The organism is Ahrensia sp. 13_GOM-1096m (assembly GCF_000620605.1).
Classification (GTDB): domain Bacteria; phylum Pseudomonadota; class Alphaproteobacteria; order Rhizobiales; family Rhizobiaceae; genus Ahrensia; species Ahrensia kielensis.
On record NZ_JIAX01000009.1, the window covers coordinates 361,880 to 374,104 of the forward strand.

The following is a 12,225-nucleotide window of genomic DNA, read 5'->3' on the forward strand; positions in this document are numbered from 1 at the left end:
TACCGTGCTTAGCCTTCGTAAGAATCGGCAACCATCTGGTTAAGCAACCGCACGCCAAAGCCAGATGCCCAAGATGTATTGATGTCTGATGCAGGCGATGACATCGCTGTGCCAGCAATATCGAGGTGCGCCCAAGGTGTTTCACCGACATAACGCTGAAGGAATTGTGCCGCTGTGATTGAACCAGCGTAACGTCCGCCTGTGTTTTTCATATCGGCGAATTTGCTGTCGATCATTTTATCATAAGCTGGCCCAAGTGGCAGGCGCCAAACTTTTTCGCCAGAAGCGCTTCCTGCATTGAAAATGTTTTCAGCAAGCTCATCATTGTTAGAAAACAGACCAGCATGTTCTTGGCCGAGCGCAACCAGAACAGCGCCAGTGAGCGTTGCCAAATTGACCATGAATTTTGGTTCAAATTTTGTATTACAATAATGCAGCGCATCACAAAGAACCAAACGGCCCTCCGCATCTGTATTGATGACTTCAATTGTCTGGCCAGACATTGAGGTGACGATATCGCCTGGTCGCTGCGCGTTACCATCAGGCATATTTTCAACAAGTCCGATGATGCCGATGACATTTGCTTTGGCTTTACGCGCAGCAAGAGCATGCATGAGGCCGGTTACTGCCGCAGCGCCGCCCATATCACCTTTCATGTCTTCCATGCCCGCAGCAGGCTTAATGGAAATACCACCCGTATCAAATGTAACGCCTTTGCCCACAAAGGCGATTGGCTTGTCTTTGGCTTTACCGCCGTTCCATTTCATAACCACAAGACGCGGATCATTACGCGATCCTTGTGCAACGCCAAGCAATGCGCCCATTTTGAGCTTCTTCATCTCTTTTTCAGTCAAGACGTCGATTTCAACGCCAAGTTTTTTCAAGGCAGAAGCGCGTTTTGCAAATTCAATTGGGTACAGGACGTTGGCTGGTTCATTGACAAGATCGCGCGCAAGAATTGTGCCCTGCGCAACAGCCTCTTCAATTTCCCACTGTTTTTTAGCGTCCGCCACATCTTCAAGACAGATAGAAACCGTTTGAGAAGACGGCTTTTCTTCGTCGTCTTTCTTCTTTGTTTTGTACTGATCAAAATCATAGCTGCGCAAAAGATAACCATGTGCAAAAGCTGCGGCCTGAGCACCAGAACCTGACAGTTGAACAGTTACTTGCTCTTCATTTTCAAGTGCAGCACGGGCTTTACCGCCCAGCGACATCCAATCGTCTATCGACAATTTGTCCAACTCACCGGCACCAAGCACAACGATGCGCGAAACAGGTGCACTCGCTGGTGCAAGCACATCAAGCTTAGCGCTTTTCTTGGCTTTAAATTTTGCAGAGGCTGCGGCTTTTGCGAGCACATTTTCAGGGTCCGCATCATTTACGAGAGCCGATGCGTCGTTTAACGCAGCTTGTACAATCAGCAACGCCCCTTTTTTCGGTGTAGACAGTTTTGCGAATGATATTTGCGGCACAACGGACATGAACGAACCTTTTGTATTTAATTACAAGAAAAAAGAGATTTGCATTGATTTGGGCTCACTAACCAGCTTTGACAAGTCAAATCCGACCTAAAATAGTTGTTAACCATTAAAATTGCCTAAGTGTTAGTCAAACACATGGTAAATCCTTAATAGATAGTTGTCGATGCAGATCGCTTTTTAAGTATCTGTTCGGTGAAAATCAGAGAAGCGAGTCGCCTGTGAACAGCATCCAACGCTACATTTTCGGACGTATGTTGAAAGCGTCACTTGGTTCTACCCTCGCAATGGTTGCGTTGGTTTGGGTAACACAAGCCGTCAGCCGCATTGATTTTGCGACAGGTTCCGGCAACTCCATCACATCGTTTCTACATTTCATGTCATTACTCATTCCTCAGTTTTTAACTGCGGTTCTGCCCTTCGGCATTGCCTTGGGTGCTGTTCAAGTGCTGAATGCGATGAATAGCGATTCAGAAATGCCGGTTTTAGCAAGCGCTGGCATAGGCAAATGGCAAATCGCCAAACCGATTCTTATCGTTGGCTTTATGGCAGGTGCCTACACATTGGTTTCAAGCCATTTTATTGAACCCTATACCAACGCGAAATCCCGTGATGTTTTGACACAATCACGTGCGAATCTTTTGACAACACTTATTCAGGCAGGTCGCTTCACGCGCGCTGACAAAGATCTCACCATCTATGTGAATGATAAAAATGGCAGTGCGCTTGAGCAAATCATGATTTCAGACACGCGCGATCCTAAGCTCGATCTGATTTATTATGCACAATCAGGCGGTGTCGGAGAAGTGAACGGCGAATCATTGCTCATTTTGAACGATGGCGAAATTCATCGCAAAACGGCTGGCACCCAAGACATTACCGTTATCCGCTTTGCGTCCTATGCCATTAGTCTTTCGCAATTTTCACGCGCTGACGGTAAAACCAACTATTTCGTGATGGAACGCACCACGTCTTACCTGCTCAATCCGGACCCAAATGATAGGGAAGTGCAACGCTCTCCTGGCAAAATAACAGCCGAATTGCATCGCCGTTTTTCAAGTTGGCTTTACCCCGTTTTGCTAGGCTTTGCGGGTGTGGCCTTGGCCGGAAAACCGAGATCCCATCGCGGTGCGAGTATTACCAATTTTATTTTGGCTTTTGGGGCGGCAATCATCTATCGCGGTTTGGCAGAATCTGCCATTGGCCTCAATAAAGAGACGGCTGACTACATCTACCTTCTCTATCTAATACCGCTTATCGGCATTGCGATTTCGTGTTGGATGATTGAGACACAACGTACGATTGAAGCGCCTGATTGGTTGCTCAGATATATGGATAAGGTTGCAGAATTTGTGAAAAATATCCGTCTGACTTTCGCACGTAGAAAGGTGTCCTAATGCTCGGACGAACCCTTCAGCTTTATATCTTCAAATATATGCTCAAGATGACGATTTATTTCTTCCTTGGCATAGCTTTGCTTATTTTTCTGATTGATTTCACCGAAATGAACAACCGTTTTGGCAATTTGCAAGGGTATTCATCTTCACTTGGTATTTATATCACGACGATGCGCCTACCCTTCATTTTGAGTGTTGCGATTCCGTTCGTTATTTTGGCAGCCTCTATGACAACGCTCATCCAACTCAATAAGAAAAACGAACTTGTTGTTGCGCGCTCTGTTGGGGTTTCAGCTTGGCAATTTCTTTTGCCGCTCTGGCTCGCGGCTCTGATTTTTGGCTTGTTCTCTATTTTTGTTATCAATCCAATTTCAGCCTATGGCTATTCAGTTGCAACAGAGATGGAAAGCACATTTAGAGGCCAAAAGAAAAGCGCAGATTTATTTGATGATAAGCGGCCTTGGCTGCGTCAAGATTCAGAAGATGGCGGCAGCATTTTAATCGGTGCAGAGCGTGTTTCTGGCAACGGAATTGTTCTTCTCAACCCTGTTTTTCTTGAATTGGACGGTGATGGTAGAATCAAACGCCGCCTTGATGCAAGAAGGGCGCGTCTTGAAAATGACCGTTGGATTTTAACAGAAACAACAGCGAGTATCGTAGGGCAGCCAAGCGAGGATCTGGGTCAGATTTTCGTGCCAACTGATATAGACCCTGCCGTTATTAGAGAAGCACTTGTTCCACCTGAACTTGTTCCGTTTTTACAACTATCTAAGCAAATCAATGCGGCACAGTCATTTGGCGTCACATCGGCTCCTTATCGCATGCAATTTCAAGCACTTTTGTCGACTCCGCTTTTGTTGATTGCAATGACACTTATTGGCGCAACAGTTTCGTTAAGGTTTGCACGATTTGGTCAGTCAGAACGTATGATTTTAGGTGGCATTATTGCGGGCTTCATGCTTTATGTCGTCACTGAGGTCACAAAGTCCTTTGGTGGAGCGGGAATCATATCGCCGATTATCGCAGCTTGGTTGCCAGTGGCAGCTAGCAGCATGTTTGGTATTGCGTATTTGCTGCACCGGGAGGATGGGTAATTGTTGGGTGTGAGAGTGGTGGATCAGCGTTTGATCAATCAAGGGGAAAAACGTTCGTATGGTGCTTGGCGACAAGCAGCAGCGCTTTCGTGTGCAAGTGTGCTTGCCATTGCGGCAGCCATGACAACCCCTGCCCTTGCGCAATCAGGCGAACAAGTCGGCGGCTTTACGAACCCAAGCGCTGATGCACAATTGCTGCTACAGGCCGATGAATTAGTCTACGACAACGATAATCAGACGATCACCGCCCAAGGCGGCGTGCGCATTGATTATGATGGCACTATTCTCATTGCCAAGCGCGTTATCTATCAAGAAACAGGCGGGCGTTTGATTGCCGTTGGTGATGTGGAAATTCTGCAACCTGATGGCACACGCACATTTGCCGACGAAATTGATATTACAGATGATTTCCGTGATGGTTTCGTCAACTCATTGCGTGTTGTCACGACTGATGAGACACGGTTTGCTGCGGAAAGTGCGACACGCCAAAATGGTGAAGTTACCACATTCAATAATGGTATTTACACAGCTTGTAACGATTGCGTCTCCAAAGAAGGCCGCCCTTTATGGCAAATTAAAGCCAAAAAGATCATTTGGAATGGCGAAGAGAAAACGGTTCGTTTTGAACGGGCAACCTTTGAATTCATAGGTATTCCGCTTGCCAAAATTCCAGTTTTCACGACTTCTGACCCGAGCATAAAGCGAAAAACGGGCTTTCTTATTCCGAGCTTTAAAAACTCTAAGGAATTGGGGTTTGGGTTACGTGTTCCCTATTTCATAAATCTTGCACCGAACAGAGATTTAACGCTGGCAGCGACGGGCTACACCAAGCAAGGTTTCTTAGGTGAAGCTGAATATCGCCACCGTTTGGAAAATGGTGTTTTCACGCTCAAAACAGCTGGCATTCATCAGTTTGATCCAGATTCATTTAATTCTGGCTATGTCGATTCCACTGTCGTCAATCGCGGTATGGTTGGAACGACAGGCAGATTTAAAATCAATCCACGCTGGGCTTTCGGCTGGAATGGTATGCTTCAAACCGATGCCAATTTTTCTCGCACTTACGCGGTTGAAGGTTATGACGGATCCACATTTCAGAATAATATATATTTAACGGGTCTTGGCGAACGCAGTTATTTCGATGCGCGCACGATCTATTATGACTACCAAACGTCAAGCACAGCGAGCCGCAGTGAATTTGAACAGGCTATCGTTCTGCCAAGTGTCGATTATAATTACACACTTGAAAGCCCTGTTGCAGGCGGTGAACTCTCCTTCAATATGTTCAGCCGTTATCTGAAACGTAAAGAAGAAGATGCTCGTTTTGGCGGCGATACTACGCGCAGTAACTTTGCGACCCCAGGCGTTGATGCTGATACATTCAGTCTGACAGCGGAAACAGAATGGAAGCGTACATTCATCACGGATGGCGGCCTTATGATTACGCCGCTTCTGCATGCACAGAGTAATTTCACCAACCTAGAAGACCGCACATCTGGCGACCTTTCTGCTACAGATGCTAATCTTGGCGGAAGCGATAGTTATTATCGCGGCATGGTAACGGCTGGGCTTGAAGTGCGTTATCCAATCTTGTTCTCTACCAGCAGTGCAACACATATTTTAGAGCCTATTGCTCAAATTTATGCGCGTCCGGACGAATCTCAGATTGGCCTATTGCCGAATGAAGATGCTCAAAGCCTTGTCTTTGATGCGAACTCACTTTTCGCACGTGACAAATTTTCCGGCTATGACCGCATGGAAGGTGGCACACGCGCTAACCTCGGCGTTCGTTATACGGGAACATTCGACAATGGTTGGGGTGTCAAAGCGATATTTGGTCAATCCTACCATTTGGCTGGCCTTAATTCATTCGCTCAAGCCGACACTTTCAATACGGGTGCCGATTCTGGCTTGGAAACAGACCGTTCTGACTATGTCGGCGCCGTATCGTTTACCAATGGCTCCAATTATTCATTCGATGTTGGCGCACGCTTTGACGAAAAAGATTTTGACGTAAGACGCGCTGATTTGGCCGCCAATTACACTGGCAACCGTATAAAATGGCGTGTGGGTTATGCTTTCATCGGCAGCCAACCGATCTATAATTATATCAGCGACCGCCATGAAGTATCGACTGCTGCCTCCTATGAATTTGCACCGAATTGGACGGTTTATGGCGGCGCGACCTACGATATCGAAAACTCATTCCTAGACCGCTACACAGTTGGTATTGGCTTTGACTGTGACTGCTTTAAAATGCGTGCCAGCTATAGCGAAGATCGCAGCACCAACACCGATACGATTACAAAGCAGTATCAATTGTTCTTATCATTCAGGACTTTGGGTGATTTTGGGCTTAACAGCGACGAGTTTTCTTCATCGCAATATTGATTTGTGTGACATTGTTTGAACAAACATGAATGACACTGCTATATAACACTTGCTGCATTTAGCAGCTGATTTAAGAACTGACTGTCGGAGGCATTCATGCGCGCACATTCACTTTTGACGACCGGACTGCTTGCCGCCGCTATGGCAATCACCCCTTTGGCTTTCCAAAACACCAATCTCAATGTCGTTGGTGCAACCGCTGCACATGCATCTGAGATCAAGGTCATTGTGAATGATGAAGTTGTTACCAGCTATGATATTGCGCGTCGTTCAGCGTTTTTGAAGCTTCAGCGCCGCAAAGGCAATCTTCGTCAACTAGCCATTGATGAATTGACTGATGATGCGCTCAAACGCAGCGCGATAAAGCGCGCAGGCATTCGAATTCCAGACAATCAAGTTGATGCTGCCTTCGCAAACTTTTCAAAAGGCAACAAGCTTTCTGCCCAACAAATGGGCAAAATTCTGGATCAAGCCGGCGTCACATCCAAACATTTCAAAGAGTTTATCCGTCTGCAAATCGGCTGGGGGCAAACTGTTCGCATGCGTTCGCAGCGCAACAGCCTTATGAGTGAACAAGATGTTGTTGCAAAGATGCTTGAGCAAGGTGGCCAAAAGCCCACGTCAACAGAGTATCTGCTACAGCAGGTTATTTTTGTTATTCCGCAAGACAAACGCAGTAGCTTGCTTAAAAGACGGCGCACAGAAGCAGCAAACATGCGCGGCCGTGTTAGTGGCTGCGAAAGCACACAGCAACTTGCAACGCAAATACGTGATGTGACTGTGCGCGATTTGGGCCGCGTTCTTGAATTGAGTTTGCCAGAACGCTGGGAAAAAGACGTAAAAGGCCTAAAAGAAGGCCAAACAACACGCGTGAAGGATACCGAACGCGGTGTTGAATTCCTTGTTGTTTGCCGTGCGCGTGCTGTTTCCGATGACCGTGTTGCCCAACTTGAATTTTCCACACAAGCGCTGGATGATGCAGGCGGCGATCTTGGCAAACAATATTTGGATGAATTGCGCAGCTCTGCTCGTATTCAAAAGCGCTAAGAAAAAGTACAATTGACCGACATTCACGCAACAACAGCGGGAGAAAACCCCAAGCCGCTCGCTGTTAGCTGCGGCGAACCGAGCGGTATTGGTCCCGATGTTATTTTGGCCGCATGGACCATGCGCCAAGAACAGCAGCTCCCACCATTTTATGTTCTGGGAGATGCGGCGCAACTGGCTGCACGCGCAGCAATGCTTAAGCTTGATGTGCTAATTCAAGAAACAAGTCCGCAAGGTGCTTTGTCATATTTCTCATCCTCACTGCCGGTTGTGCCGCTCTCATCTACCCTTTCTGAACACCCCTGCGTCGCATTGCCGAGCAATGCTGCCGGTGTCATTGAAGCCATAGAACGTGCGGTTGCAGATACGGTCAATGGTTTTGCATCTGGGGTTGTCACCGCTCCTATCTCAAAAAAACCGCTTTATGATGCAGGATTTAAACATCCGGGTCACACTGAATTTTTAGCCGAACTTGCTCACAAACATTATGGCCAAACATATCTTCCCGTAATGCTAATTGCCGGGCCGCAACTGCGCACGATACCCGTGACAATTCATATTGCGCTTAGCGATGTACCAACAACCTTGACGAAGGAAATGATTGTCGAAACAGCTGTCGCAACCGACATGGATTTAAAGGCGCGTTTTAAGATTGCGCAGCCAAGGCTTGCCATATCCGGCCTTAACCCGCACGCGGGCGAAAATGGTGCTATGGGCCGAGAAGATATTGAGATTGTAGAACCTGCGGTAAAAGAACTTATAGCCCGCGGCATCAATGCTTTTGGTCCGCTGCCTGCAGATACAATGTTTCATGCAAGCGCACGCGCTACCTATGATGTTGCTCTTTGCATGTATCATGATCAGGCACTTATTCCGGCCAAAGCACTCGGCTTTGATGATGCTGTGAATGTGACGCTTGGTCTTCCTTTTATTCGCACCTCACCCGATCATGGCACAGCATTTAGTCTTGCTGGCACGGGTCAAGCAAAGCCGGATAGTTTTATCGCGGCATTAAAAATGGCAGGACAAATGGCGGCATCATCAAATGTCTGAAGCTCTAGCAATTGATGGTTTACCGCCGTTACGGCAAGTTATTGATAGCCATGGTTTAGCGACTAAAAAATCGCTTGGGCAAAACTTCTTGCTTGATCTGAATTTAACCGGACGCATTGCGCGCACTGCCGGTGATTTATCTGAACTGACAGTCATTGAAGTTGGCCCTGGTCCAGGCGGGTTAACCCGCGCCTTGCTTATGCATGGCGCAAAGCAAGTGATCGCCATTGAGCGCGATAGCCGCTGCCTGCCCGTTCTCGCGGAAATTAGCGATCATTATGGCGACCGGCTTAAAGTGATTGAAGGCGATGCATTAGAGGTCGACTTGGCTTCACTTGCCAGCGGCCCGACTGCAATTGTTGCCAATCTTCCCTATAATATCGGCACACAATTGCTGGTTAACTGGCTGAGTGGGCCTGTATGGCCGCCTTTTTTCCAGTCGCTGACGCTGATGTTTCAGCGCGAAGTAGCACAGCGCATTGTGGCAACGGCAGGCGATAATCATTTCGGTCGTTTAGGCGTTTTAGCAGGGTGGCGTTGCCATTCTGAAATTGCTTTTGATGTTTCACCGCAAGCATTCTGGCCGCCGCCCAAAGTGACGTCTTCCGTTGTGCATTTGACACCGCGCCAGCAACCCATTGAATGTGACGGCGCGGCATTAGAGATGATTACACGTCATGCCTTTGGCCAGCGACGCAAAATGCTGCGTCAAAGCTTGAAGCCAATTGGCGGAATTGCGTTACTCGACCGTGTCGGTATCGACGGTACAAGGCGCGCAGAAACACTCGAAATTGAAGAGTTTTGTGCGCTTGCAAATGCTTTCAAGCAAGTTTGATCAGTTACCAATCAACGTCGTTATAAAATCGTACATACCGGGCCTGCGCGTGCGGCGAAGCCGCTCTGCAACGACAATCGAGCGTACCTCGCCATAGGCTTTCGCCAAATCATGATTAACGATAACAAAGTCGTAATCGCGCCAATGCTCTATTTCGGCTGCGGCATTGACCAAACGCTTTTCAATTACCGCTTCATCGTCCTCAGCACGGCGGTGTAGGCGATCTTTCAATTCTGCCATGCTAGGCGGCAAAACAAACACGGAAACGACATCAGAGCGCATTTTACCGCCGAGCTGTTCTGCGCCCTGCCAATCAATGTCAAACAGCATGTCACGGCCTTCGCGCATTGCTTGCTCGACCGGCTCACGCGGTGTGCCATAGAAATTTCCGTGAACTTCTGCCCATTCGAGCAGATCGTCATTCTCGCGCATTTTCAAAAACTGGCGTTCAGAAATGAAATGGTAGTGTCGTCCATCAATTTCGCTGGCACGGCGTGCACGCGTCGTGACACTCACTGAAAGTTCTATACCTGATCCATCGGCAAGCAGATTACGAGCGATTGAAGATTTTCCCGCGCCAGATGGCGACGATAAAACCAACATCAACCCGCGCCGCGCAATGCCATCTTCCAGTATCATTGTTTCAGAACTATCACTCATATTATTGCCATTACTGTAGGTTTTGAACTTGTTCGCGGAACTGATCATTGACTGATTTAAGCGACAAGCCAATTGCCGTTAAGGTTGCTGATGCCGACTTTGAACAAATTGTATTTGTCTCGCGGTTAAATTCCTGTGACAGGAAATCCAGCTTTTTACCAACTGCCCCGCCCTCGCTTAAATATTTTTCAGCAGCTTTAACATGAGCCGCTAAGCGGTCAATCTCTTCGCGTATATCGGCTTTAGTAGCGAGCAAAGCAGCTTCTGCTGCTAAACGCTGAGCGTCAATTTCAACACCGCTGAGCGATAAAAGCTGATCGACTTGTGCCTTTAAGCGCGCATGTATTTGCTCTTGTCCATTTGCTTCATCATCACGGGCATGTGCGGTGAGTTTTGCAATATGCTGCAAGTGCTCTGACAAAATCGATTTAAGGGATTCGCCTTCAGATTGGCGCATGGCAACAAGCTGCTCCAATGCGATATCGGCTGCCGCACCGACGGCTTGTTCAAAAGCTTCTTGCTCTTCGCTTGTTGCTGGAGCGAGCACTTGATCTTCCGTAATGATAACGCCGCGCATTGCTAAGATTGCATCAGTCGTTGGTGCAGCAAGACCATGTTCAACCGCTAAAGCACGCCCCTCTTGAGCGATTGCACTAAACAATTCACGATTAATAACGGGACCATTACCAGCCTTTGCCGTATCGACGCTTATCGAGACCTGTAAATTGCCGCGTGCGATAAGCTTGGCTATCCGCTTTTTGATCTGCGCCTCAACAGCTTCCAGCCCAGATGGTAAGCGCATACGAACATCGAGGTTTTTGCCGTTTACCGAGCGCATATCGCAGATCACGGTGCGATTGCCGACTTGTACCGAGCCCGAACCAAAGCCGGTCATGGATTGCAAAGCACTCATCTTTTCATCTCCGGCATTCAGTTAATTGTAGCAGCAAACATTTTAGTTGGAATCGGTCTGCGCTTCCCTGCGTTGTTTTTCAATCTCACGCCATTTAGCAACATTCTTATTGTGCTGTTCAAGCGTGCTAGCAAAGACATGTCCACCTGTACCGTCTGCCACGAAATACAAATCTTCTGTTTGCGCAGGGTTGGCGACAGCCTCTAACGCGGCGCGGCCTGGAATTGCAATTGGACCAGGCGGTATGCCGTCAATCGTATAGGTGTTGTACGGGGTCGGTTTTTCGATATCTGATTTATAGATAGGGCGATCTTCTGGCCGACCTTGTCCGCCAAATATACCATAGAGAATTGTCGGATCTGACTGTAAGCGCATGCCTTTGCGCAGGCGGTTGATAAACACTGCAGCAACGCGCGGACGCTCTTCTGCAACGCCAGTTTCTTTTTCAACAATCGACGCAAGCGCTACGAATTCATTGATATCAGCGATTGGAAGATCTGGCGCTCGTTTTGCCCAGACTTGTTCAATCAGCGTTTCCTGCTGTGCTTGCATCCGCGCAATAATCTCAGTGCGTGTCATACCGCGCTGAAAACGTTGTGTATCTGCAATCAGCATGCCCTCTGGCGGCAATTCAGCAGGCATCTCTCCAACAAGGGTTTCATCGGCAGCAATCTTTTGCGCCGCTTGGAAAACTGTGTTGCCCTCAACAATGGTGAGCGGGTGCAAAATAGCACGGCCACTGACAAGTGTTTCCATGACTTTTTTCATCGAAGCGCCGCGGGGAATTTCAAATTCCCCTGCTTTCAATGCTTCTTCATTGCCATAGGCGCGCAAGCCCCATTTGAACACTTCAGCATCGGAAATGATGTTACGGCGATCAAGACCATTGGCAACTTGTGTCATGCTTGAACCGCTACGCACCGTATAGTTCATCGCCTGCTCAAGCGGTCCTGCTTTTTCAAACTGAACTTTTCCATAATAGAAAACACCCGCCAAAAGCACGAGCGCAAGAACGAATGTCGAGAAAAGAAAGTGGAAAAATACAACGACTTGGCTGCGCGATGTTTTTGCACGTTTGCGCTTAGGCGGTTCAAAACCGGGTTGAGCTTTGATTGCCTGACTGGCTGATTGCGGCACGGTGCGAGAACCACCATTAGCGCCAACGGGATCGTCAGCTGGTTGTTTCGCTTTATTATTGGTGCGGCCGAACTTTACATGATCGTTCACATTCACGCCCTTCAATGAATTCATATTCTAACAATGACTCGTCATAATTCGAGTCGTTCGTAATAGAATAGATAGCCTGAGTTAGCTGTTGATAGAAAGGCAATGTGGCGGAAAATCGCCCTTAATTGCA

At 47.8% G+C, this 12,225-nt stretch carries 10 protein-coding genes; 6 read left to right on the top strand and 4 right to left on the bottom strand.

Annotated features, from left to right (window positions below; translation table 11 throughout):
• Positions 1 to 8: 8 nt before the first annotated feature.
• A complete protein-coding gene (locus N530_RS0105755; protein ID WP_026479917.1) occupies positions 9 to 1,481 on the bottom strand; it encodes a leucyl aminopeptidase in 1,473 nt (490 codons plus the stop codon).
• Positions 1,482 to 1,699: 218 nt separating this feature from the next.
• Here N530_RS0105755 and lptF point away from each other — a divergent pair, with 218 nt between their 5' ends.
• The 6 genes from lptF to rsmA all read left to right on the top strand — a co-directional run bounded on the left by lptF (position 1,700) and on the right by rsmA (position 9,295).
• On the top strand, positions 1,700 to 2,875 hold the full coding sequence (gene lptF / locus N530_RS0105765) for an LPS export ABC transporter permease LptF (RefSeq protein WP_162150937.1): 1,176 nt from the start codon (positions 1,700 to 1,702) through the stop codon (positions 2,873 to 2,875).
• On the top strand, positions 2,875 to 3,969 hold the full coding sequence (lptG, locus tag N530_RS0105770) for an LPS export ABC transporter permease LptG (RefSeq protein WP_026479919.1): 1,095 nt from the start codon (positions 2,875 to 2,877) through the stop codon (positions 3,967 to 3,969). The genes lptF and lptG overlap by 1 nt, the downstream gene beginning before the upstream one ends.
• Before the next feature lie 9 nt (positions 3,970 to 3,978).
• Positions 3,979 to 6,360: an LPS-assembly protein LptD gene (locus tag N530_RS0105775; protein WP_247869171.1), complete on the top strand. Its 2,382-nt coding sequence runs from the start codon at positions 3,979 to 3,981 to the stop codon at positions 6,358 to 6,360.
• Positions 6,361 to 6,456: 96 nt separating this feature from the next.
• A complete protein-coding gene (locus N530_RS0105780; RefSeq protein ID WP_026479921.1) occupies positions 6,457 to 7,407 on the top strand; it encodes a peptidylprolyl isomerase in 951 nt (316 codons plus the stop codon).
• Between the two features lie 12 nt (positions 7,408 to 7,419).
• Positions 7,420 to 8,460 carry a 4-hydroxythreonine-4-phosphate dehydrogenase PdxA gene (gene pdxA, locus N530_RS0105785; RefSeq protein ID WP_051540778.1) on the top strand — a complete coding sequence of 347 codons (1,041 nt, stop codon included), beginning with the start codon at positions 7,420 to 7,422 and terminating at the stop codon, positions 8,458 to 8,460.
• Entirely contained in the window at positions 8,453 to 9,295 is an 843-nt protein-coding gene (gene rsmA, locus N530_RS0105790; protein ID WP_026479923.1) for a 16S rRNA (adenine(1518)-N(6)/adenine(1519)-N(6))-dimethyltransferase RsmA, read from the top strand. Before pdxA ends, rsmA begins: the two co-directional genes overlap by 8 nt.
• Here rsmA and gmk read toward each other — a convergent pair whose 3' ends face one another.
• From gmk to mltG, 3 genes are read right to left on the bottom strand one after another with little or no spacing between them, the layout of a single operon-like run.
• The gene (gmk, locus tag N530_RS0105795) at positions 9,296 to 9,955 is read right to left on the bottom strand and encodes a guanylate kinase (RefSeq protein ID WP_018687492.1); all 660 of its coding nucleotides are present in this window, start codon (positions 9,953 to 9,955) and stop codon (positions 9,296 to 9,298) included. It abuts the gene before it with no gap.
• Positions 9,956 to 9,965: 10 nt separating this feature from the next.
• The gene (locus N530_RS0105800; RefSeq protein ID WP_035266441.1) at positions 9,966 to 10,868 is read right to left on the bottom strand and encodes a YicC/YloC family endoribonuclease; all 903 of its coding nucleotides are present in this window, start codon (positions 10,866 to 10,868) and stop codon (positions 9,966 to 9,968) included.
• A 42-nt stretch (positions 10,869 to 10,910) separates the two neighbouring features.
• Positions 10,911 to 12,119: an endolytic transglycosylase MltG gene (gene mltG, locus N530_RS0105805; RefSeq protein ID WP_051540779.1), complete on the bottom strand. Its 1,209-nt coding sequence runs from the start codon at positions 12,117 to 12,119 to the stop codon at positions 10,911 to 10,913.
• Positions 12,120 to 12,225 lie beyond the last annotated feature (106 nt).